The organism is Methylobacterium iners, from assembly GCF_022179305.1.
GTDB lineage: Bacteria > Pseudomonadota > Alphaproteobacteria > Rhizobiales > Beijerinckiaceae > Methylobacterium > Methylobacterium iners.
In genome coordinates this window covers 1-22,996 of record NZ_BPQP01000018.1, presented here as the reverse complement: position 1 = coordinate 22,996, position 22,996 = coordinate 1, and the positions used below count along the sequence as shown (strand labels likewise).

General features: G+C 66.1%; 17 protein-coding genes, 1 tRNA gene and 1 pseudogene. 10 read left to right on the top strand and 9 right to left on the bottom strand.

Annotated elements, in window-relative coordinates:
• The first annotated feature begins 103 nt into the window (after nucleotides 1-103).
• From MFF55_RS06185 to MFF55_RS06175, 3 genes are all read left to right on the top strand, one after another.
• Nucleotides 104-826: an ABC transporter ATP-binding protein gene (locus MFF55_RS06185; protein WP_238243279.1), complete on the top strand. Its 723-nt coding sequence runs from the start codon at nucleotides 104-106 to the stop codon at nucleotides 824-826.
• A 59-nt stretch (nucleotides 827-885) separates the two neighbouring features.
• The gene (locus MFF55_RS06180; RefSeq protein WP_238243210.1) at nucleotides 886-1,968 is read left to right on the top strand and encodes an MlaD family protein; all 1,083 of its coding nucleotides are present in this window, start codon (nucleotides 886-888) and stop codon (nucleotides 1,966-1,968) included.
• A 110-nt stretch (nucleotides 1,969-2,078) separates the two neighbouring features.
• Nucleotides 2,079-2,657, top strand: coding sequence for an ABC-type transport auxiliary lipoprotein family protein (locus tag MFF55_RS06175; protein ID WP_238243209.1), 579 nt, complete (start codon nucleotides 2,079-2,081; stop codon nucleotides 2,655-2,657).
• A 138-nt stretch (nucleotides 2,658-2,795) separates the two neighbouring features.
• Here the strand turns inward: MFF55_RS06175 and MFF55_RS06170 are convergent, their stop codons facing one another.
• The 3 genes from MFF55_RS06170 to thiE form a co-directional block, all read right to left on the bottom strand.
• Entirely contained in the window at nucleotides 2,796-3,422 is a 627-nt protein-coding gene (locus MFF55_RS06170) for a helix-turn-helix domain-containing protein (RefSeq protein ID WP_238243208.1), read from the bottom strand.
• Nucleotides 3,423-3,521: 99 nt separating this feature from the next.
• Nucleotides 3,522-4,328, bottom strand: a complete 807-nt coding sequence (thiD, locus tag MFF55_RS06165; RefSeq protein ID WP_238243207.1) for a bifunctional hydroxymethylpyrimidine kinase/phosphomethylpyrimidine kinase — start codon at nucleotides 4,326-4,328, stop codon at nucleotides 3,522-3,524.
• A 29-nt stretch (nucleotides 4,329-4,357) separates the two neighbouring features.
• Nucleotides 4,358-5,062 (bottom strand): thiamine phosphate synthase, encoded by a 705-nt coding sequence (thiE, locus tag MFF55_RS06160; protein WP_238243206.1) that lies wholly within the window; start codon nucleotides 5,060-5,062, stop codon nucleotides 4,358-4,360.
• Between the two features lie 174 nt (nucleotides 5,063-5,236).
• Here thiE and MFF55_RS06155 point away from each other — a divergent pair, with 174 nt between their 5' ends.
• Nucleotides 5,237-6,223, top strand: coding sequence for an NUDIX hydrolase (locus tag MFF55_RS06155; protein WP_238243205.1), 987 nt, complete (start codon nucleotides 5,237-5,239; stop codon nucleotides 6,221-6,223).
• A 72-nt stretch (nucleotides 6,224-6,295) separates the two neighbouring features.
• Here the strand turns inward: MFF55_RS06155 and MFF55_RS06150 are convergent, their stop codons facing one another.
• On the bottom strand, nucleotides 6,296-8,683 hold the full coding sequence (locus MFF55_RS06150) for a putative bifunctional diguanylate cyclase/phosphodiesterase (protein WP_373874736.1): 2,388 nt from the start codon (nucleotides 8,681-8,683) through the stop codon (nucleotides 6,296-6,298).
• A gap of 387 nt (nucleotides 8,684-9,070) precedes the next feature.
• Between MFF55_RS06150 and nadA the strand changes: the two genes are divergently transcribed.
• Together nadA and MFF55_RS06140 are read left to right on the top strand one after the other, a co-directional pair.
• Nucleotides 9,071-10,081 (top strand): quinolinate synthase NadA, encoded by a 1,011-nt coding sequence (gene nadA / locus MFF55_RS06145; RefSeq protein ID WP_238243203.1) that lies wholly within the window; start codon nucleotides 9,071-9,073, stop codon nucleotides 10,079-10,081.
• A complete protein-coding gene (locus MFF55_RS06140; RefSeq protein WP_238243202.1) occupies nucleotides 10,078-11,610 on the top strand; it encodes an L-aspartate oxidase in 1,533 nt (510 codons plus the stop codon). The genes nadA and MFF55_RS06140 overlap by 4 nt, the downstream gene beginning before the upstream one ends.
• Before the next feature lie 18 nt (nucleotides 11,611-11,628).
• Here MFF55_RS06140 and MFF55_RS06135 read toward each other — a convergent pair whose 3' ends face one another.
• Both MFF55_RS06135 and MFF55_RS06130 read right to left on the bottom strand, forming a co-directional pair.
• The gene (locus tag MFF55_RS06135) at nucleotides 11,629-13,134 is read right to left on the bottom strand and encodes a glucosamine inositolphosphorylceramide transferase family protein (RefSeq protein WP_238243201.1); all 1,506 of its coding nucleotides are present in this window, start codon (nucleotides 13,132-13,134) and stop codon (nucleotides 11,629-11,631) included.
• 136 nt (nucleotides 13,135-13,270) lie between these two features.
• Nucleotides 13,271-13,345, bottom strand: a tRNA-Gly gene (locus MFF55_RS06130).
• 1,532 nt (nucleotides 13,346-14,877) lie between these two features.
• Between MFF55_RS06130 and MFF55_RS06125 the strand changes: the two genes are divergently transcribed.
• Both MFF55_RS06125 and rfbF read left to right on the top strand, forming a co-directional pair.
• Nucleotides 14,878-15,918: an NAD-dependent epimerase/dehydratase family protein gene (locus MFF55_RS06125; RefSeq protein ID WP_238243200.1), complete on the top strand. Its 1,041-nt coding sequence runs from the start codon at nucleotides 14,878-14,880 to the stop codon at nucleotides 15,916-15,918.
• Nucleotides 15,919-15,944: 26 nt separating this feature from the next.
• Nucleotides 15,945-16,712: pseudogene (gene rfbF, locus MFF55_RS06120) on the top strand (glucose-1-phosphate cytidylyltransferase); the annotation flags it as partial.
• Between the two features lie 84 nt (nucleotides 16,713-16,796).
• On the opposite strand, the gene MFF55_RS06115 reads toward rfbF, so the two are convergent.
• The 3 genes from MFF55_RS06115 to MFF55_RS06105 all read right to left on the bottom strand — a co-directional run bounded on the left by MFF55_RS06115 (nucleotide 16,797) and on the right by MFF55_RS06105 (nucleotide 19,912).
• A complete protein-coding gene (locus MFF55_RS06115; protein ID WP_238243199.1) occupies nucleotides 16,797-17,891 on the bottom strand; it encodes an NAD(P)/FAD-dependent oxidoreductase in 1,095 nt (364 codons plus the stop codon).
• Between the two features lie 562 nt (nucleotides 17,892-18,453).
• Nucleotides 18,454-19,617, bottom strand: coding sequence for a TAXI family TRAP transporter solute-binding subunit (locus MFF55_RS06110; protein WP_373874735.1), 1,164 nt, complete (start codon nucleotides 19,615-19,617; stop codon nucleotides 18,454-18,456).
• Between the two features lie 28 nt (nucleotides 19,618-19,645).
• Nucleotides 19,646-19,912 (bottom strand): SEL1-like repeat protein, encoded by a 267-nt coding sequence (locus MFF55_RS06105; RefSeq protein WP_238243198.1) that lies wholly within the window; start codon nucleotides 19,910-19,912, stop codon nucleotides 19,646-19,648.
• Nucleotides 19,913-21,488: 1,576 nt separating this feature from the next.
• On the opposite strand from MFF55_RS06105, the gene MFF55_RS06100 reads away from it, so the two are divergent.
• Both MFF55_RS06100 and MFF55_RS06095 read left to right on the top strand, forming a co-directional pair.
• Nucleotides 21,489-21,851, top strand: a complete 363-nt coding sequence (locus tag MFF55_RS06100; RefSeq protein ID WP_238243197.1) for a hypothetical protein — start codon at nucleotides 21,489-21,491, stop codon at nucleotides 21,849-21,851.
• Nucleotides 21,852-22,210: 359 nt separating this feature from the next.
• A partial coding sequence (locus MFF55_RS06095) for a putative HlyD family type I secretion protein (RefSeq protein ID WP_238243196.1) occupies nucleotides 22,211-22,996 on the top strand: 786 nt, incomplete at its 3' end.

Sequence of the window (22,996 nt, the reverse complement as noted above, 5' to 3'; positions counted from 1 at the left end):
GGAAACTTTGTCAGCCACCCTCGAGCGGCCCGACGCTCTCCCGGCGCGCGAAGCGGTCATCCGCGTGCGCGACCTCGTCGTGGGCTTCGGGTCGAAGACGGTGATGAAGGGGCTCAACCTCGACATCTACCGGGGCGAGATCCTGGGCTTCGTCGGTCCCTCGGGTCAGGGCAAGTCGGTGCTGACCCGGACCATCCTCGGCCTGGTTCCGAAGCGCTCGGGGACCATCGAGGTGTTCGGCGAGGACGTCGACGGCATGAGCCTCGCCCGCCGACGCCAGATCGAGCAGCGCTGGGGCGTGCTGTTCCAGCAGGGCGCGCTGTTCTCCTCGCTCACCGTCAAGCAGAATATCCAGATGCCGATGCGCGAGCATCTGAAGCTGTCCGAGCGCCTGCTCGACGAGTTCGCCCGGCTCAAGATTGAGATGGTGGGCCTGAAGGCCGACGCCGCCGACAAGCTGCCCTCGGAGCTGTCGGGCGGCATGATCAAGCGGGCGGCGCTCGCCCGCTCGCTGGCACTCGACCCCGAGGTTCTCTTCCTCGACGAGCCGACCTCGGGCCTCGACCCCATCGGCGCCGGCGAGTTCGACGAGCTCGTCGCCACCCTCAAGCGGACGCTCGGGCTCACCGTCTTCATGGTGACCCACGACCTCGACAGCCTCTACACGGCCTGCGACCGCATCGCGGCTCTGGGCGATGGCCAGATCATCGCGGAGGGCCCGATCGACGCGATGCTGCGCGCCGAGCACCCCTGGCTGCGCTCCTATTTCCACGGCAAGCGCGCCCGCGCGATCGTCCCGGGAGGTGCGAGCCATGCCCACGCTTGATGAGCGGCGTGCGCCGGCGCACCGCGCGGCGCCTACCGATCTCGGACAGGTCTGATCCGATGGAGACTCGTGCGAACTATGCCCTGATCGGCGCCTTCACCCTCGGGGTGATCGTGGCCGCCTTCGGCTTCGTGTTCTGGCTGCAGGGCGGGTCGCGCTCCCAGGTTCGCGCGGGCGTGCGGATCGTGTTCTCGGGCAGCGTCGGCGGGCTCGCCACCGGCTCATCCGTCACCTTCAACGGCATCAAGGTCGGCGAGGTGACGAGCGTCAAGCTGCTGCCGCAGGACCCGCGGCGCGTCATCGCGATGATCCAGGTCGATCCGACGACGCCGCTGCGGGCCGACACCCGCGCCCGCCTCGATTCCGCGCTGCTCACCGGCGTCTCCGTCATCGCGCTCAGCGGCGGCAGCGCCGATTCTCCCACGCTCGCGCCCGGCACCGGCGAGCAGACGCCGACGATCTTCGCGGATTCGTCGGACATCCAGGACATGCTGGCCGCCGCCAAGCAGATCGCGCAGCGGGCCGACGACGTGCTCCAGCGCCTCGACAAGGTGGTGGCGGGCAACGAGGGCGCCATCAACCGCACGCTCGCCAATGTCGAGGCCTTCTCCAAGACCCTGGCCGATGCGGGGCCAGCGGTGTCATCCCTCGTCAAAGCCATCGACGGGCAGAAGCTCAACCGGGTCGTCGACAATGCCGACCGCTTCTCGGCGGCCCTGAGCAACGCGAGCCCCGACATCGAGGCCGGGCTGAAGGACGCCCGGCTGCTCGCGGGCAAGCTCAGCGCGTCGGCCGACCGGATCGACGGCGTGTTAAAGGGGGCGGAGGGCTTCCTCGGCTCGGCCTCGGGCGAGGCCGGCAGCAGCACCTTCGCCGAGGTCCGCGAGGCCGCGATCTCCGTGCGCGACGCCGGCCGTGCCTTCCGGGCCCTGTCGGAGAACCTCGACAAGCGCACCGCCAACATCGCGACCAGCTTCAACCGCCTCTCCGGCAGCGGCCGGCGCGAGGTCGAGGCGCTCTCCACCGACGGACAGCGCACCCTCAACACGCTCAACCGCACCGTGAAGAACCTGGAGCGCGATCCGTCCCAGGTCATCTTCGGCGGCAAGCCGTCGTTGCCGGAATACAACGGTAGCCGGTGATTCGGCCGATCCACATGCAGGTGTGCCCCCGCACACGGCACCGAGACAGCTTTGCCGTAGTTTACGGGTAGGCGCCCCCCCGCGCTGCGAAGGTGTGTCGAGCCCTGCGTATGATCCACTGCAAGACTCTTCTCGGCACGATCCTCCTCGCGGCCGCCCTCGGGGGCTGCGGCGGCGCCGTGCCGCTCACCTTCGATTTGGGCGCCCTTCCCGCCACCGGCCGCGGCGCGGCGTCGGCGCGGGCGATCGTGGTGGCGGAGCCCGTCGGCATCCAGCCCTTCGAGGCCGACCGCATCATCGTTCGCGAGCCCGGCGGCGGCCTGTCCTTCCTCGGCGGCGGCCAGTGGGCCGATCGGCTGCCGCGCCTGATCCAGACCCGGATCATCCAGAGCCTGGAGAATTCCGGCCGCCTGCGCTCCGTGAGCCGGCCGGGCGACAAGATCGTCTCGGAGTATCAGCTCATCAGCGAGATCCGCGCCTTCGACATCGCGGCAGGATCGGGTGAGGCCGTGGTCGACCTCTCGGCCAAGCTCATCGCGGAGGGCTCGGGCAAGGTCGTCGCGGCCAAGATATTCCAGGCCCGCGTGCCCGTGGCCAAGGTCGAGGCCGGCGCCGCGGCGGTGGCGCTCGATGCGGCACTGGCTGTCGTTCTGGCTGATGTGGTGCGGTGGGTGAATTCCGGGCGATAATCGGGGTGGGATGGCGCGCCTCTCCTCCTCCTTGCAGGGAGGAGTTTGGGACGGGCGTGGCTGGGCGACCCGCCCGCTCACCGGGCGGAACCAAACTCAACCCTTGGTCCCTCCCCGCAAGGGGAGGGAAGCCGCCCTTCACTCCATCACGGCGGCCTTCATGATCACCACCATGATCGCCCGGCCCGGGCCATCGACGCAGCGCACCGCGTGCGGGCGGTCGCAGCGGTAGCGCAGGGTCTCGCCCGCCCGCGCTCTCTGCAGGGTGCCGGAGACCTCCACCTCGAAGACGCCCTCGGTGACGGTGAGCGATTCGACCGAGCCGCGCTGGTGCGGATCGGATTCGAGAATGCCGCCGGGATCGGCCGTGACCTCGTACCATTGCAGCCACTCGACGGTCTTGATCCAGCCGACGATGGCGAGGCGCACGCGGCCGTCATCCGAGACCAGGATCGGCGTGTCGGCCCGCGAGGTCTTCTCGATGAAGGGCTCCTCGTCGCCGGTGGCGAGCACCCGCTCGATCGAGACGTCGAGCGCCTGGCTCAGGCGCCAGATCGTGGCCAGCGTCGGATTGGTCTCATTGCGCTCGATCTGGCTGATGATCGACTTCGCGACGCCGGACTGCTCCGCGAGCTCGGAGAGCGAGAGGTTGTAGGCCTTGCGAAGCCGCTGGATGGTCTTGCCTAGCTGGCCCGAGAGCACCTGGGCGCCCGTCAGCACGTCCCGCGCCCGCCCGCGCTCGATCGTCGTGGTCTCGTCCTGCATCGCCCCTGAACCCGCCGCGCCGTTCCGCAAACCGAACGAACGTGCGGTACTTCAAACGCAAATCCGGGCGTGGCGCAAGGCGGAAAGGCGCGCCCGGCCTCAGCGCCAGAGGGCGTGGAAGTGATGAACCGGCCCGTGGCCGGAGCCGACCGGCACGGAATCCGCCGCGGCGATCGCCGCCGTGACGTAGCGCTTGGCCTGCCCCACCGCCTCGGTGAGGGGCAAGCCACGGGCGAGGCCCGCCGCCACCGCGGAGGACAGGGTGCAACCGGTGCCGTGGCTGTTGCGCGTCGCGATGCGCGGGCTCGCGAAACGGCGCAGAGTCCCGTCCGCGCAGAGCAGGTGGTCGACGCTCTCGCTGCCCTCGGCATGACCGCCCTTGATCAGGACCGCTCGGGCGCCGAGCCCGATCAGGCGCCGCGCCTGGGCGACGCCCTCGTTCTCGTTGGCCGCAGTCCCCGCGCCGAGCAGCGTGGCCGCCTCGGGAAGGTTCGGGGTGACGAGGTCGGCGAGCGGCATCAGGTGCCGGCGCAGGGCCTCGACCGCGTCCTCGCTGATGAGGCGGTCGCCGCTCGTGGCGACCATCACCGGATCGAGGACGATCGGGACCCGGGAGGCATGCCGGCGAAGGCCGTCCGCCACGGCTTCGATGACGCCCGCCTGCGACAGCATCCCGATCTTCACGGCCGTGACGGCGAGGTCGGAGAACACGCTGTCGATCTGGGCGGCGATGAAATCGGCCGGCACGTCGTGGATGGCCTGGACGCCCCGCGTGTTCTGAGCCGTGAGCGCCGTGATCACGCTCGCGCCGTAGACGCGGAGCGCCGCGAAGGTCTTGAGGTCGGCCTGGATGCCCGCGCCTCCGCTCGAATCCGATCCGGCGATGGTGACGGCGATGGGTGTCATGGCGGCGACCTTGTTTCCTCGAGGCGAGCTTACGCCGCCCCCTTGCGGGCGGCGAGCGCCGAATCGATCCGATGGCGCAGGTCGCGGGCCCTGCCCTCCACGGCGTCGCCGCCGAACAGGGCCGAGATGACGGCGACGCCGTCGGCCCCCGCCGCGATGGTCGCCGCCGCGTTGCTGGAATCGATTCCCGCGATGGCGCCGAGCGGCAGGTTCGTGCCGCGGGCGAGCCGCGCCCGGAAGGCGATCCGCCCGAACCCGTCGAGGCCGACCGGCGGGTCGGGGTTGTCCTTGCTGCGCGTGGCGAAGACGCCGCCGATGCAGGCGTAATCGACCGGCAACCGGTAGAGTTCGTCGGCCTGCGCGCCGGTCTTCAGGGTCAGGCCGATGACGGCGCCGGGGCCGAGCAGGCGACGAGCATCGGCGGGGTGCAGGTCGCTCTGGCCGAGATGGACGCCCTCGACCTCGGCCGCGAGCGCGAGGTCGACCCGGTCGTTGACGAGGAGCGGCACGCCGCTCTCCGCGAGCGAGGCCCGGATGGTGCGGATGCGCGCCAGCGCCGCCCGGGCGTCCGCGATGTCCTTTTCCCGGTACTGCAGGAGGGTGCAGCCTCCGGCGACCGCCGCTGCGGCCATCTCGCCGAGGCGCCGCCCGTCGAGCCCGCAGAAGGCCGTATCGAGGATGCCGTAGAGGCGCAGGTCCACCGGCGTCTGGTCATGGGTGTCGCGCAAAGCCATCGCCCCTCGGTGCCCCAACGGATCGCCGACGCCGCGCCATTACAACCAAGGCCTTACCCGCTGGCAAGGCGCTGCGGGACCAGTGGGAATCCGCCCCTGCGCCGACGCGCGGCGTTGACGCCCCGCGCCGGTCTGCCGCTATAGCGAAGGATCGGGAGAGGGGCGGGATTGACGATGACGACCGGGGAGTCGCTTCGGGGCGGGGACGCCCAAGTCCCCAATCCCTCGGCGGTCGGCCTCGTGGCGGTCATCGTGGCGGCGACGGACGGCGAGCCCCGTGCGCTCACCGTGCAGGTCGCCGGACAGGCGAGCGGCCGCGGCGACGGTCTGCCGGCCGGGCCGCTCGTGCCCGAGCACGCGACCCTGGAGCGCGGCCTGCGCGCCTGGGTGGAGCAGCAGACCCATCAGCGGCTCGGCTATGTCGAGCAGCTCTACACCTTCGGCGACCGCGACCGCCGCGGCGACGATCCCGACGGGCTGCACTCGCTCTCCGTGGCCTACCTCGCCCTGGTGCGCGAGGTCCGGCCGGCGGGCCTCGCCGAGGCCTCCTGGCGCAACTGGTACCGCTACCTGCCCTGGGAGGATTGGCGCGCCGGACGCCCCGCCTCCCTCGACGAGATCGAGCCGAAGCTCCTGGCCTGGGCGGCGGAACCGGCGGACCCGAAGCTGCGCCGCCGCCGGGAGGACCGGCTCGGCCTCACTTTCGGCCCATACGGCGCCGCCTGGAACGAGGAGCGCGTGCTCGAGCGCTACGAGCTTCTGTTCGAGGCCCGGCTGATTCCGGAGGCGCAGGGACAGTCCGGCGAGGCGGCGGAGACGGAGGTCACCGGACATCCCATGGCGCTCGACCATCGCCGCGTGCTCGCCACCGCGATCGGGCGCCTGCGGGGCAAGATCAAGTACCGGCCCGTGGTCTTCGAGCTGATGCCGCCGACCTTCACCCTGTTCCAGCTCCAGCGCACGGTGGAGGCGCTGTCGGGCACGATGCTGCACAAGCAGAACTTCCGCCGGCTCGTGGCCCAGCAGGGCCTCGTCGAGGAGACCGACGACGTCACGAGCGGCACCGCCGGCCGCCCCGCGCGCCTCGTCCGCTTCCGCCGCGAGGTGCTGCTGGAGCGACCTGCGCCGGGTTTCAGGCTGACGCCCTCGCGCCGGGTTTGAGTCTGACTTTCGCGCCCGGCCCTGGCTCCTCCCTCGGATCGACCGGAGGTTGGGGCTCAGCCGAGTTCTCCGTCATGCGGCCGACTTCCGCCTCTTGCCGTCTTCGGCAGTCGTTTCCTCGTCGACGACGTGGGCGAAGTGCGAGATCAGCGCCGGCTTGCCCATCAGGTAGCCCTGGGCTTCCTGGCAGCCCTCGTTCATCAGGAAGGCGAGCTCGCCCTGGGTCTCGACGCCCTCCGCCAGCACCGGAAGGGCGAGGCCGCGTCCGAGGCCCATCACGGCCCGGACGATCGCCGCGGCCTGGTCGTTGCTGTCCACCGACATGATGAAGGAGCGGTCAATCTTGATCTTGTCGAAGGGGAAGGCGCGCAGGTTCGAGAGCGAGGAGTAGCCCGTCCCGAAATCGTCCATGGCGATGCGCACGCCGAGCGCCTTCAGGAGGTGCAGCGAGGCGAGCGCCCGGTCGAAATCGCGGATCAGCGCCGTCTCGGTGATCTCCAGTTCGAGGCGCTCCGGCGCCAGTCCGGTTTCGACGAGGATCTCGCGGACGAGGCCCGAGAGGCGGGCGCTGTGGATCTGGACGGCGGAGACGTTGACCGCGATCCGCAGGGGCTGGGTCCAGGACGCGGCCTCGCGGCAGGCGGTCCGCAGCACCCATTCGCCGACCGCCTCGATGCTCCCGGTCTCCTCCGCGATCTGGATGAAGCGGTCCGGGGGCACGTTCCCGCGCTCGGGGTGGTGCCAGCGCAGGAGGACCTCGAAGCCGATGACCTCGCCCGTCTCGATGGCGGTCTGCGGCTGATAGACGAGGTGGAACTGGCCGCGCTCGACGGCGAAGCGCAGATCGTGTTCCAGGATGCGCCGCTCCCGGACCCGGGCGCCCATCTCGGGATCGAAGATGCGGCAGAGGCCGCCGCCCTCCGCCTTGGCGCGATCGAGCGCGGTGGTCGCGTCGCCGAGGAGGGCGGCCGCGTCGGTCGCGGGGTCGGGCCACAGGGCGATCCCGATGCTCGCGGCGACGAGGGGACCGGATGCCGTCCCCGCGCCGCCCAGCGACCGGAGGATGGCCTCCGCGACGCGGACGGCGCCGGCGAGGTCGGCGATCCCTGCCACCACGATGCCGAACTCGTCGCCGCCGAGCCTGGCGAGGCTCTGGCCCTCGTCGAGGGCGCCGGCGACGCAGCGTGCCACGCCCTGCAGCACGGCGTCCCCGGAGGCCTGGCCGAACAGGTCGTTCGTCTTCTTGAAGCGGTCGAGGCCGAGGCAGATCACCGCGACGCGCTCACCGGGTGCGGCGCCCGCGATGGCCGCCTCGAGGCCTTGCATGAACGAGGCCCGGTTCGGCAGCCCGGTCAGCGCGTCGTGCTGAGCCAGGAAGCGGATGTCCTCCTCCGCCTTCTTGCGTTCGCGCAGGTCGCGCACGGCGATGGCGTTGTGGGTGGCGCCGCGGAACTCGATCGGCTGGAGGATGAGCTCGACGGCGACGCCCTCCCCGTCACCGCGCCGGAGAACCGTCTCGATCGGCTGGCCCGGGGCGCCGAGCAGGGTATCGCGAACCGCCTCCTCGGACAGGAACCTGTCGAGCGGCAGGCCGGCCAAGTCCTCGGCCGCTTCTCCCGCGAGCGCCGCGAAGCTCGGGTTGGCGGTCACGATCGTGGTACCCCGACACAGGAGCAGACCTTCCGCGACGGCGTTGACGAGGCCGCGCATCCGCTCGCCGTCGAGGGCCGAGCGATAGCGGTCGATCTTGTCCACGAGGAGCGCCGCGGCCGTCAGGAGCAGGATCGCGAAGCCGACGCCCGTGACCGCGACCACCACCCACCGTGTGACCCTCGCGGTCGAGGACAACCCGACCAAGGAATCCGCCACGGCGGTCACCGCCGACATGGCCGCGAGGTGGTAGCCCGCAATCGCCCCGGCCAGGAGGAGGATGGCGAGGAGCCCGCGTCGCCATCCGCGCCCGCCGACGGCGACCCTCACGGCTGCAGCGGCCAGGATCAGGGCGAGGGCGACAGCGCCGCAGGTGACGAGAAGATTCCGGTCGAGTCGCCCTGGGATCTCGAAACCGGCCATGCCGGCGGAATGGGCGAGCGCGATGCCGCCACCGAGGACGGCGCCGCCGAGCCAGGACGCACCCCGGCGCGGCGCCAGGGCGATCAGGAGCCCGAGGCCGGCCAGCGCGATCGCCGTCGTCAGGGCGACCAGCGTCGGGAGAGCCGCGAAGCCGTTGGGCAGGTCGGAACGGAAGGCCTGCAGCCCCGTGAGATGCGTCGCCCAGATCCCGAATCCGCACACGATCGCGGCAGCCACGAGCCAGGCCGTCGAGCCCGTCCTGCGGGCGTGGCTCAGCAGGCCCAGGGTCGTCAGGGAGGCGAGAAGGCAGAGGACGAGGGCCGCCGCGAGGGCGTAGGGATCATGCTCGGTCGGGAGAGCGTCGGTGACCCTGAGCAAGGGGTGCATCCTCAATGGAAGGCTGTCCGCGCGGCCCGCCTCGTGTGACGGGCCGCCCATCGCCGGCATTCAGCGGCAGAGCGAAGCAGCGGCCACTTTATCTTGGGTTAACAGTCGAAGGCGCGGGGCCCGTCGTCCCCGCAAACCCGTTCGCCACCGGCGGAAATCGTCATCCGGCTCGTCGGCGCCCGCCGCGCGCATCGCTGCGGACGAGAATCCGGATGATGGTGCGGGAGGGGAACTGCGGTCCGTGGCCGGGCACGCAAGACAGACGAACGGCCGAGGGACTGCGTCGCGAAATCGATATGCTCAATCTCAGCATATCTGGACAAGGGCGGTGGGCACCACTAAGTTAGGCGGCACAATGCTCATTTTGAGCATAACTGAGGACGCGTCATGGCGGCGACTCTTTCACCCCTCGGCCGGGCCCCTGCCCTGCCCCTGCCCGAGGTCTATGCCCGGGTCAGCCGGCACGTGCCTGCCATCGAGTGGCCGGCGCTCGCCGGCGACGTCGAGGCGATCCTCGCGCTGAAGCGGAGCCGCAACGCGGTGGTGCTGGCCCACAACTACCAGGCGCCGGAGATCTTCCACACGGTCGCCGATATCGTGGGCGACAGCCTGGCGCTCGCCCGCGAGGCCGCGAAGGTCGATGCCGACGTGATCGTGCTCGCCGGCGTCCACTTCATGGCCGAGACGGCCAAGCTCCTGAACCCGGGCAAGACGGTGCTGATCCCGGATCTGCGCGCCGGCTGCTCGCTCGCCGATTCGATCACCGCCGCCGACGTGCGAGGCTTGCGCGCCAAGTATCCGGGCGTGCCGATCGTGACCTACGTGAACACCTCGGCCGCGGTGAAGGCGGAATCGGACATCTGCTGCACCTCCGGCAACGCCGTCGAGGTCGTGCGCTCGCTGAACGCGCCCCGAGTGCTGATGATCCCGGACGAGTTCCTGGCGCGCAACGTTCAGGCCCTGGTGCCGGAGGTCGAGATCCTGACCTGGGCCGGGCATTGCGAGGTGCATGAGCGCTTCACCCCCGCGGACATCCGCGAGGTCCGCGACAGCTATCCCGGCATTACCGTCATCGCCCATCCCGAATGCCCGCCGGACGTCGTCGCCGAGTCGGACTTCTCCGGTTCGACCGCGATGATGATGAACTTCGTCACCGAGAGGCGGCCCGCCCAGGTCGTGCTCGTCACCGAGTGCTCGATGGCCGACAACATCGCGGCGGCCAATCCCGACATCGAGTTCGTGAAGCCCTGCAACCTCTGCCCGCACATGAAGCGGATCACGTTGCGGAACATCCGTCACGCCCTCGAGACGCTGACCCAGGAGGTCACGGTCGAGCCCGAGCTCGCGGATCGCGCCCGGCTGGCGGTGGAGCGCATGCTCGCGGTGCGCCCGCGATGAACGCCCATACCCCCCTGCCCCGCCCGTCTTCCGACCGCATCGTGGTGGTCGGCGGCGGGGTCGCGGGCCTCGCCACGGTCCTGCGCCTCGCTCCCCGGCCCGTCACCCTCGTCACCGCTTCCCCCCTCGGGCTCGGCACCGCGACGGGCTGGGCGCAGGGCGGCATCGCCGCGGCCATCGCGGCCGACGACGCGCCTGCCCTGCACGCGGCCGATACCGCGGCGGCGGGCGCCGGCCTGACCGACCGGCAGGTCGCGGCACGCGTCGCGGCGGCGGGTCCCGGCCTGATCGACTGGCTCGTCGATCTCGGCATCGCCTTCGATCGCGACGCGGACGGCGCCCTGGCGCTGGGGCTGGAGGCCGCCCATTCCCGGCGGCGGATCGTGCGGGCGGGGGGTGATTCCACCGGCCGGATGGTGCTCGAAGGCTTGGTGCGGGCGGTGCTCGCCGCGCCGTCGATCGACGTGGTCGCCGCTCAGGTGCGAAGCCTCATCCAAGACCCGCACGGTGCGGTCTCCGGGATCGTCTGCGAGCGCGACGGCGCCGCCTTCCGCATCCCGGCGCGCGCCGTGGTGCTCGCCACCGGTGGGCTCGGCGCCCTCTACGCCTCGACCACCAATCCCCGGGGTGCCGTCGGCGCCGGGCTCGCCCTGGCGGCGCGGGCCGGGGCGGTGATGCGCGACATGGAATTCGTGCAGTTCCACCCGACCGCCATCGCGGCGGGCCCCGACCCGATGCCGCTCGCCACCGAGGCGCTGCGCGGCGAAGGCGCGACGCTGATCGACGCGGCAGGCCGGCCGGTGATGGCGGGCATCGACGGCGGCGACCTCGCCGCCCGCGACGTCGTCGCCCGCGCGATCTTCCAGGCCGGCGCGCAGGTCTTTCTCGATTGCCGCGGTGCCCTCGGCGCCCGGATGCCCGCCAGGTTTCCCACTGTGGCCGGGCTCTGCGCAGCGGCCGGCATCGACCCGGCCCGGCAGCCGATCCCGGTGCGGCCGGCGGCGCACTACCACATGGGCGGCATCCGGGTGGACGCTCGCGGCGCGAGCAGCGTGCCCGGCCTCTTCGCCTGCGGCGAGGTCGCCTCGACGGGTCTGCACGGCGCCAACCGGCTCGCCAGCAACTCGCTCCTCGAGGCGCTGGCCTTCGCGGGCTGGATCGCCGAGGCGGTCGACGCCGTCCCCGCGCCGCTTCCATCCGGCGCCGAGGTCAGGGAAGCGTCGCCCGCGGCATCGGATCTCGGCACGATCCGCGCCCTGATGGAGCGGGATGTCGGCGTCGTGCGCGATGCCGACGGCCTCGCGCGGGCCGTGCGCCGCCTCGCGCCCGCCGCCCAGGCGGGTTCCGATGCCGCCCTCACGGGGCTCCTCGTCGCCGTTTCGGCGCTGGCCCGCACTGAGAGCCGGGGCGCCCATTGGCGCAGCGACCATCCCGGGCAGGAGCTGGCCCGGCACACCGAGACCACGCTCATGGAGGTTTGGGCGCGTCTCGGCGAGATCCACCCCGTCGAGGCGGCGCTCGGCGCCTGAACCTCAGGCGCTGCGTGGCTAGGGCAGGCGCGGCGAGCGCCGCGAGCCGTCGATGAACTCGTAGTCGCCGCTGCGGTTCAGGGTGTGGAGACGGTTGCCGGGCCAGCCCGGCCCCGCCCGAAGAGTGGTCTCGACGGTCTGGGCGTAGCCCTCGGCGTCGAGGCGGTCGATCCGGGCGAGGGCGAGCGCCTCGCCGTAGCCGCGCCGCCCATCCTGAACGGGCCGGATCAGGCTCCCGCCCCGCATTACGATGGCGCCGGCCGGCCGGGCCGAGGCGATGTCGACGAGGACCGGATTCTTCGGATGCGCCGTCCAGGGGCCGCGGAAATCCGGCGCCGACCACAGGTGGAGGGCGTCGGAATAGGAGCCCCGCACCAGCGCCGGGTCGCTGGCCCGGTCTTGCACGGTCGCAAACATCCACCATCGGCCGCTATGCTCGACCAGGGTCGCGTCGCTCGCCGTGACGCCGGCGACGAGGGTCGCCTCCCTCACCCACCCGCCGGGGAAGGCCGTGGCGCGGTAGAGGTCGACCGTTCCGTTCGCGCAGCTCTCGGGCACCATCCAATGCTGGCCGTCCCTGAAGAACACGAACGGATAGGACAGGTGGTAGGCCTCCTCCAGCACCGGGACCGGGACCCCCGTCGGGCCGTAGCGGTCGATGGCCACGGCGGAGATGACCGCCTTGCCCGTCGCGTGGGGGTAATCCTCCACGAACAGGAAGGTGCGCCCGGCATGGTCGATGGCGAAGGGGTCGGCGTAGAAGCGCCGGCCGTCGTCGGCCAGATCTCTCCAGCCCTCGGCCGGATGGGCGCGCAGGTCGATCAGGTCCGGCCCGTCGAGGCGGCGCCAGCCGACCCGCCAATGGGGTGCGCGAAAGCAGAGGTGATAGAGCCGGCGCAGGATCGCCCAGGCCAGCATGCGCGTGGCGCGCGCCCCGAGCGCCCTCACGGTGAGGCGGGCAGGTTCACCCTGGACGGGCATAGCCTCGGCGTGCGGGAGGACCGGCCCGGCACCCGAGGCCGCCGCGACGAGCAGCGTGACCGTGCGGATCAACGCATCCTCGAAGGAGAGCAGGATGTTGCCCAGCGCCTCGGTGCCGGCTCGACCCGAGGCCACGACGCGTCCCGCCTCGCTTATCGCGACGATCGGCGCGCGGCCGGCCAGGAGGCTCGAGAGCAGCGCCGCCTCGCCGGTCCGCCCGTCGTAGGACAGCCGCCAGACCCGCCTTCCCGGCATCTCCGGCACGTCGCCGCAGAGGTCGATGACGATGTCGGGAGGCGAGGTTCCAGCCGGCGGATGGGTCTGGAACAGGTCGGAGCCGGCCTCAGCCGCGAGGCCGGTCAGCGGCAGGCGGTTGAGCAGCGCCTCAAGCCTGAACAGCAGAAACGCGTTGGGCGGCAGGGCCCCCGGCCCGGCCGAGGCCTCCCGCTCGACCGAGACGCCCGGCAGCGCGGCGAGCCGGTCGAGCAGGAGCCCGTGCCAGCGGCGCGGTCGGCTCCCGTCCAGGCGTACGCGCAGAAGCATCGATCCATCCCGGGCCGCGCCGGCCGAGCGAGGTCAAGCGGAGCGCCGGGCGCAGGTCCGCGATCGCCCTCCGGCGGTCTCATGGCTCGGCTTCTACGGCCTGTAGGTTGAGAAAGGCTTGGATGGGCTCACGGAGTGGAGCGGGCGATCGGGATCGAACCGACGACATTCAGCTTGGGAAGCTGACGTTCTACCACTGAACTACGCCCGCAACGCGTTGCGTTTTGAAGGGCTTATGGGGTCTGAGTCAACGCCCACCCTAATCGCCTCGCGCAATACGTAGCACCTCCGTAGCAGAAACGACGGGGCTGTACACGGCGTGATGCACCGAACAAGATGCCAGGCCATTGGTACGGCAGATACGATCACCTGCAGCGGTCCTACGTCGACAAGCTGGAAGCGAGTGTTTTGTCAGACAGGTGCGATAATCGGACCTTCGGCCAAAGCCACCTGAACGGTCAGTTGGACCGCGAAAGCTGCCGTTAGTATGAGCGATCGGTCCGTCGGCGATACGTCATGACGGCGGCCACGTGGATGCGCGCCGCTCGCGTCAATGTCAGGGCGACCCAACCTTCCAGGCATGTCGGTACAGCCGGCTGCAAAGATCTACGGTCAGAAAACTTTTCAGGGGCAGGATGCGGCTGCCGAGGCGCTTACGTGGTCGCATAGGTGAAGGCGGCGCACTCGTCTGCCATTATGATTTCCGAGACGATCACGATGCGCAGCTCTGTGGTGGACTACCGACGGGGGCCCATGAGCACGTACTCGGCACGAATTGCGCAGGAACCATGGAGTGTCGACAGTTCCGGCAGCAGCTGCTTGAAGCATGGCTGCTAAGGACCCTTCCATGGATGCCTCCTCCCGAGCATCTCGCGCCCACACGCGCATGGCCGGTCGCGCCGCCCTAGTGGACGGCTCCGCAGTCCTCATTGACTGCATCGTCGAGGATCTCTCGCCTACGGGAGCCCGCGTGATCTTCTCGGCGGACACCTTGATCCCGGGGTACTTTGAGCTTGAGATCGGACCAGTCGGCCAAAGCCACTGCGTACGGACGGTGTGGCGACAGGCCAACACGGCTGGCGTCATATTCCTGAAGGCACAAGTGAACGCACCCGGCGTGCTGTCTGACTGAACCGCAGTCAGTGATGCCAGTGAAGGATCGTTCGTAGACTGGGGGTTATGGAACCCGTTCGCGCCGTCTTGCCGCTTTATACAAGGTGCGCGAGACCGGCATCGACAGCCAAGCTCTCCCGCGACAGCTCACTCGTGCTTCCCTAAAAACGCCTATCCTTCGTAGATGTGACAATGCAAGTGCGAGGGCGGAGCAGGCGCACGAGGACAGTCCTACGCATTCCATGCGGATTGCAGCGAAGCCAAAAGCCGGGTAGAGCAAAACCCATACTGCAAACGCATTTTACGACCAACCATGTTGGACGTAGGGGCCGGCGGGGGAGCTCTGCTCGCCTGCCTCGCCGGCTCACACCGTATGAATTGGGAGCCGCCACGCAACAATCCCTTCCTCGGCTCGTCCCAAAATACCAGCTAGATCATCCACTACACCTGACCGAGAGCTTAATTTGCAGGAGTATGGCCATCGGCACGCCATATAGTATTTTAATGGATTGTATTGCTCTTCCGCCAATTTTTTAAATACGTATTTCAACCATTTCGAGGCATGTTATAAAACACGGTAGAGCTGCGCCGTCTCCTCCGCTAAGATCTAGATTGACGGGGCCAAACCAAATGCGAGTCATGATTACGGGCAATCTGGGATATGTTGGCCCAGCCGTTGTGCAGCAATTGCGGAGCGCTCACCCCGATGCCTTCCTTCATGGCTATGACGCCGCCTTCTTTGCGCATTGTCTGACCGGCGTGCCCGTCCTGCCTGAACGGCTGCTAGATCAGCAGAGTTACGGTGACGTCCGAACGATCAAGCCTGAGCTGCTTCACGGCTACGATGCAGTCATCCATCTCGCGGCTGTGTCCAACGACCCGATGGGTAGCCGCTTCGCTGACGTCACTCGGGCAATCAACCATGACGCCTCGGTTGCACTGGCTCAGGCTGCGAGTGACGCCGGCGTGCGCAACTTCGTTTTCGCCTCGAGCTGCAGCGTCTACGGCGTTGCCCAAGGAGGGCCTCGGCGCGAGGAAGACCCCGTCAATCCCGTCACTGCTTATGCGTCGTCCAAGATCGGAACCGAGCAGGGCCTGTCAGATCTCGACAGCGACATGACGATCACCTGTCTGCGCTTCGCCACCGCCTGCGGCATGTCGAGCCGGCTACGCCTTGATCTGGTGCTCAACGATTTCGTTGCCTGTGCGCTGTCAGTTGGCGAGATCAGTGTCCTCAGCGACGGGACACCGTGGCGGCCCCTGATCGACACGACCGATATGGCACGTGCCTTGGACTGGGCAGCCTTTCGGTCGTCCAGTAGCAGCGATCGCGTCCTGATCCTCAACGCTGGGGCTAATTCAGCAAACTATCAAGTGCGCGACCTTGCTGCTGCTGTGGCTCAGGCTGTGCCTGGGACGCGCGTCAGTATCAACACGGGCGCGCCAGCCGATAGCCGATCGTATCAGGTGGACTTCAGCCGCTATGCTGCGCTTGCACCCGACCATCAGCCGCAAATGACCTTAGCGGACTCGATCAAAGCCCTTGTCGAAGGGTTGCGCAGGATGGGCTTCAACGACCCCGAGTTTAGGTCATCGCAGCTCATACGCCTGCGTGTGTTGCAGGACCATATCAAAGCCGGACGTCTCTCTGAAGATCTGCGCTGGCATTAGGCCAAGCTTTTAAAGGAAGTTGCGTAATGAAAGTGGTCCTGTTCGCCGGTGGCTTTGGCACACGCCTCAGCGAGGAAACCAGCGTCCGACCCAAGCCGATGGTCGAGATCGGCGGTCGGCCGATCATGTGGCACATCATGAGCTACTATGCTCATTTCGGCTTTCGCGACTTCGTTGTGCTGGGCGGGTACAAGGTCGGATATATCCGCGACTACTTTCTCAATTTTCGTGGCCATCATGCAGACTTTACAATCGATCTCGCATCTGGCGAGACAAAGTGGCTGAACAACCCGCATGAGGATTGGCAGGTGACGGTGCTCGACACCGGCGCTGAGACGATGACCGGCGGCCGCTTACGTAGGGCGCAGCATCTGCTTCGTGACGAGCGCTTTCTCCTGACCTACGGCGATGGATTGAGCGATGTCGACCTTCACCAACTCATTGCGACTCACGAGGCTGCAGACGCGTGGTGCACGCTAACGGCAGTCACCCAGCCAGGACGCTTTGGCGCGCTGAAGCTGAGTGAGGGAGATAATCAGGTCACGGGTTTTCGCGAGAAGGGCATTTCCGATGGTGGTCTGATCAACGGTGGGTTCTTTGTCTGTGAACCCGAGATGTTCAACTTGATCGATGGCGATGACACCGTGTTTGAGGATGCACCGATGGCCCGCCTCATCGAGCGCGGGAAACTCGCAAGCTACCGGCACGATGGTTTCTGGCAGAGCATGGACTCTCTGCGCGACAAGCAGGTTCTGGAACAGCACTGGGCCGCAGGTGCACCCTGGAAAGTCTGGTCGCACGATCAGCAACGTGATGTCGGGGAAACGCCAACGCATAACGGCACATTGCTGCACAAGCTAGCCCAGACTGACGAGGCGTCAAGCCTCAAGTTGATCAGCGACGTCTTCGGCGATCGACAGGGCGGAGGTGAGGCCGGGGCTCTCGATGCCAAACAGGTGCACCAAGCCAGCAAGCCCATGCGCGGGCGGCCCGTCGATGAGAAAATCAACCGCCGGCTCGCCGGGACCTGACAACTTTGGCCGGATGCCCGCGTAGTCCGGCACTAAGGCCCCGTCCGGCAAGCCTGGCCAGTACCGGCGGATGGCAGCGTAGAACACTGCACTCCGTGCAGGGTCGACAGCATAGTTGAGCTCGTCAACCCACTCCACGTCAGGTCCAAAACGCATCTGCCCAGCAAGATCGCGGGTCAGGTGTGTACCTAGTCCCCCGTCAACGGGTGCTGGATAGATCAACCGCGTGAAGGCAGGCTTGCCAGGACAACCGAAGTAGTTCCCCTTAGCAAGCACCTGCTTGGGTACCCGCTCTGGTGGATAGCCTTCCGTGCAACGCGCGAGATCTTGGGCCGAGAAACTTGTGGCGTTAACGACGGCGTCGCATACCATCTCACCCGGCGTTCTCCCGCCGAGGACAACGAGCCAGCCGCTGCCGTGGCGCAGCAGCCGTTCTGCGGGCGTGTGGAAGGCGATCATCCCGCCACACGCCTCAAAGTCTCCCTGGAGCGCCAGCATGAGAGCATGGCTGTCGACGATGCCAGTCTCTTCCGACAGAAGAGCTGCCGTACAGGCCAAGTTCGGCTCTAATCGCTGCGCCTCGCTGGCATCGATCAGACGTAGTCCTTCAACGCCATTCGCGTCGCCCTGGACGTACAGCGCGGCGATCTTGTCGGTCTCAGCCTCGGAGGTCGCAACCACAAGCTTGCCGACACGGGCATGTGGGACACCATGGCTCTGGCAGAATGCGTACAACATGCGTCGGCCAGCAACGCAGTGACGAGCCCGCAGCGATCCAGTGGGATAATAGAGCCCTGCATGGATCACCTCGGAGTTGCGCGACGAGACGCCAGTGCCGATTGCGCCCGCTGCTTCAGCAACGACAACGTCATGGCCTCGGACGGCAAGTGCTTGCGCAACAGCAAGCCCGACGACCCCAGCCCCGATCACGAGAACGTCCATGCTTGCACACCTAGTGACGAACCCAACTCCGTCCATCTGCATTCTGGTGGGCTGCCCCAAACAAAACGTTCGCTACCAATCCACCTTCGTTCCAATAGGGCCTGGCCTTGTGGAACGTTCCAGGCCCGCTCCATCGAAATTCATTTGAGTGTCGCGCGCCTATGGGTGGGAAGACGGCACTTGATCAGATGGTTGCGCAATGACGAGACCGAGGAGGCCGATCCCAGCTACTAGTAATTTCAGAACCGTCGAAGACGAACGCTGCCGAACAATCCTGCCGGAAATTGCGCGCTCGCCGGCATCGGAGCGCAGTTGCGGAAGCCAACGCCTCACGGCTCGAGGCGGAGCTGGCCGGGGTCGCGACCCGGCCAGCCCCTGACCAGCCGCCTGCTGTTAGAAGCAAGCGATGGCTTCCCACATTGTTGACGCACAGGACGTCGAGGTCGACCCCTTTCAGGCTACGATCAGCGACCCAGCCGCATACGCGCGGCTTGCGGAGCTTCTTCATGCGATCGACACCCCGCACACGACCCCGGCCGACTTGGACTGAACGGCAACAGCTCTAACGGCTGAGGCGAGCGTCCTTCGTAGCGCGTGACCTTGAAAGGTTTTGACGCTCTTGGCGCCATTTGAGATAGGCCTGATAGACCTGCTCCTTGTCGGCTGCCGCGCTCGGCGGTTGCTCATTGAGGAATCGATCGAGATCAGATGCCGTTGCGGCCTCCTGTTCGCGATGACTATCGAGCCACTCCTGGGCGGGGCGAAAACGCGTCCAACCATTCACCGAGGCCGCTAGGTTAACCTCGTGCCATTTCGGATGCCGCTGCGGAGCTAGGAACTTGTCGTATTGCGTGAAGAAGGCGTCCACGAACCTAGTAAGCTTGTTGTAGCGTTCTGATCCCTTTAGATGATTATAGACACCGAGGACTGTGCCAACTGCCAGCGTCTCCACTGGCTCGGCGCCCTGCACTAATTTTGGATAATCCGCGTTCGTTAGCGCGGCCGGCACGTAGGCCTCGCCTAGAGTGCTGGGGTAAGGTGTCTTAACGAGATGGAAGCGGTCGCCAGCATCGAAGCCTGCGATTACGGATACAGGCTTGGCCGCAACCGAGACTACCGCATCGACTTCGCCGTTACTCAGCATCTTCAGGGCTGTCGGCTGGTCCACGTTGATGACCTCCACGGGAACTCCGAGCCCCTGGAACATCGCCCGACCACTGTAATCCGTGCCGCTGCCCTTTACGTCGAAGGTGACGCGTTTTCCGGCCAACTCGCGCACATCCCTGATTGACTTCAGAGCGATGACATGAAGCTCATCGTTGAATAGCTTGGCGATGTATTGAATGTGCTGGTCGATGTTCTTGAGGCGCTTGTCCTGTCGAAGCTGTTCCAGAGTGTCCGTCCGGATGAAGCCGATGTCGACACCCTTGAGGAAGCGAATGTCGTAGGCATTCTCGCCGGCGCCTTTGCCGAGGATCGGTAGTACGCGGAGCTTGTCGCCGTCATTGAGCACGAAGGCGAGATCTGCGCCAATTCGGAAGTAGGTTCCGCCGGGCGTACCGGTGATCACCGATACCGTGTTCGCATTCATCTGCTCGCTGAGAGCCGCTTCCGTGGCAACCGTCTCATTGCCGGAGATACGGGATTGAGGCCTCTCCCGAGCCGTAGCCCCGGTCCCTCCGATCAGGAGTACAAGCCCCGCTATTATGGCATGCCTCAACATCATCCGGCGTTCCTCCAGGGTCGTGAGGGGCTCACCGCCCCGTGTTGACGATCGGCCCAGTGTCGTGGTGGCCGTCCTTGGCCGCCTTAGCGTAGAGGGCTCGGGCACGGTCCGGGTCAGGCCGCAGGCCCTGAACCTTCCAGATTCGTAACATGCGTGGGTCGCAGGTCTGCGCCAGGAGGAAGGTGGCCCTGGGATCGCCCCGGTCAGCCGCCCGTTCAAGCACAAGGCGAGCACCACTGATGTCCCCATGCTTGATCAGTCGCTCGGCCCGCTCGACGAGTGCCTTGCTATCCACCTCCGCGGCCGGCTCCGGCGTTGGGGCGAGAAGTGGCGTGACCATGGGTACTGTGGTGGCGAGTGCCAAGTTAAGAGGAGCAGCAAGGGCAGATGGCGTCGCCGCTGGTCGGGAGCTGAGGCTGCGCTGATCGAGCGGACTTCGAGGCGCAATGGTGGCCGTCGTAGTACCTGCCCTTGATGTCTCTTCGTGCCAGAGGTTCACCGAGGTCTTTAATCTGCCAGCGTCGATGTTTGAGGTCTCCATCTTCGCTGTGATGTCGCCTTGGGATGCCTTGTTGCTGGGCAGTGACGCTGCCAAGGGTGGACGGACCGCCTCGGGTACCTTGGCTGCATCCGCCTGTTCGGCTCTAAAGACTGACGTCCCAAGTGTGGACGTCCCTGCTGTTTGCTCCGTTTCGCGGCTCTCTGCCCTCGCTATCAGGGTGAAAGTGGAAGTAGTGAACGTCAGAGGCCCATCGTTGTCAGGGCGAGAGGCTGCGACGACCGCCACTGTGTAGGTGCCTGCCTGCGTCGGAGTTAACACAACTGATAGTTTTGAATGATCCCAATGCGTGATGTCGATAGCCGATTTCTCATCAGCCGCTGTGACCGTGTCTCTGTCAGTTGAGAGGAGAGCCGCCTTCGGAAGCCCAACCAGAAAGGTATGCGCCAAGGACTGTCTCGGCCCAGGTCGGACGGTCACCGCGAGAGGAATGGGTTCGCCAGGAGCACCCGAAACATTTTTTACTGTAATTAGGGAAGTGGGCTGGTCGGAGTTCGGGCCGGAGCCGGTCTCGACACTGCGGGCAGAGGGTTCTAGCCCTGTCGGCAGGGCTAAGGCGGCGGTCGGAAGCGTGAGGAAGGCCATCACGATGGGGCGTGAGAGGCGCAACCATCTGCGAAGGGCGGGGTGACTGTAATACCGCATCGACGCTCCCTCAGATGTCGTTCGTAAGCCGGTATGTTGAGGAAAAGGGAAGAATTTCCTCTTGCTGGCATGCAGCGAACCTTGTTGGATAGGCGTTTGCTTTCGCGACAAATCAGTTCCGCAGTAAAAACACATAAATAGGTTAATGTATATTTAACGCCGCAAACCATATTGTAAATACAAGTATTTTGAATGCGACGCTCTTTGCGAGATCCACAATGCTGAGCGAATGTGATGGACCCATTGATTTTCAAGCGTCTAGAGTAAACATTTCTCATCGGCTTGCGTGTCATCGTTTTCCGCAGCGTTAGCGCGGAAGGCGTTGAGGATTTATACCCCCATGCGCTAGAGCCGGCTCTACAAGGCCGCTGACAGGCTCGAGACGCTGCCACGGAAAACTGCGGATTGTGAATTCGAAGTTCGCATAGGCAGTTAGACCTTAGGCTAAGGTGGTAGTTGAGAACCGTGGTCAGTCTGCTTGTGCTAAGCATTTCTGATATCAAGCGAAAAGCCTGTTTTGAGAATATCTCCAACGGCAGGAACGGTGTCTGACGAAACCCGCAGTAATCCAGACGATTACAATCTGCGAGCCACATGGCTTTTTTAAGTTATTTTAAATAATTTGGCCTGCTTTAAGAGCGACACAATTCACATCGGGAGGTTAGGTATGCAGCTGGTGTCAGAAGTGCCACCCACGCTCGACCTCGACCAGGACTCCTCTGGCCTTAAAGGTACCTTTGTAAGCTCGTTTCCTGTTCAGGACGCCGATCAGGTGACGCTAAGCACAGAGCTTGAACGAGAAGACTCGCGTGAGGCGACTGTTGAGGAAGATGAATTTGATTGGTCAATCACCCTTAGCAATGTGCACGAGATGTTAAAGCAAGCGAGAGTAAGCGAGGGGAGGATCCAGGCTGCTGAGGCTCGTGCTGTGCGAGCTGAGGCAAGAGCAGAGAAAGCAGAACATTGGTTGCGGGCACTTCATAAGGCCGTGTTAGAAGAAGCACCGCAGCGTTTATTGTCCAGTCAATAGAATATAATTATAATTATCATATAATGTAGATAAAATTAACAACGTTGGCCGGCGTTATGATTCGGCACGGCGGGTGATCGAAGAGGGGAATGCATACGCAGACAAGCGCGAAGTAAGAATTGCAATATGCCTATTTCGATTGCTAAGCGCACAGCGTCACATCTAAGTCTCATGTCATTGTTCTCTGTCAAAACGCCTTTCATGACCGCTCTTAGTGCTGAACAGCTAATCAGCGTCTTATTTTGAGATCTAGTCGGTCACAACGCTTAGCTAGCCATCGTCGATGCACGGCCTAAACTGAGGGTACCGTCGCACGAGAATTGGCGCGGGCAGCATGAGACTTCCGGAAACCGCCTAACATGACGATTGCTCCTCAGACCTTTGCCTTTGCACCAGTCGCCGGCTTGGCCCCAGCCCGCGATATCGCTCATAGCTCTATTCGCCATCACCTCGCTGTTGTCATCGCAATCAGCGCCACCCTCGTGCTGGCGATTGGCGGCTGGGCGGCCTTCACGATGATCTCGGGGGCTGTGATCGCGCCTGGACAACTCGTGGTCGAGTCCGACGTAAAGAAGGTCCAGCACCCCACCGGCGGCGTCATTGGCGAGCTGAAGGTGCGCGACGGCGTCAAGGTCAAGGCTGGCGACGTTCTCATTCGCCTCGACCACACCCAGATCCTGGCAGGCCTCGATATCGTACGCAAAGCTCTCGACGAGCTCTCCGCCCGTCGAGCCAGTCACGAAGCCGAGCTGGACGGCGCCGCTCTAGTGACCTTCCCGCCCAACCTCCTCGAACGCCGTGACCGCGACCCTGTCGTTGCCCACCTGTTGGATGGCGAGAGCCGCCTGTTCGCAGCTCGTGTCGCGGGGCGTGAAGGACAGAAAGCGCAGCGGCGTCAGCGTGTTGTCCAGCTGCGCCATGACATCGACGGGCTGACCCAGCGAATTGCTGCCACGGAACGCGAGATCACGCTCATTGGCAGCGAGCTCAAGGGCGTGCGCGAGCTCTTCGCCAAGAACCTGATCCCGCTCTCGCGGGTGACCGCGCTCGAGCGCGACGCCATACGGCTTGAGGGCGAGCACGGCCAGCTCATCGCCTCGACCGCCTCGGCCCGCGGCAAGATTACCGAGACCGAGCTCCAGATC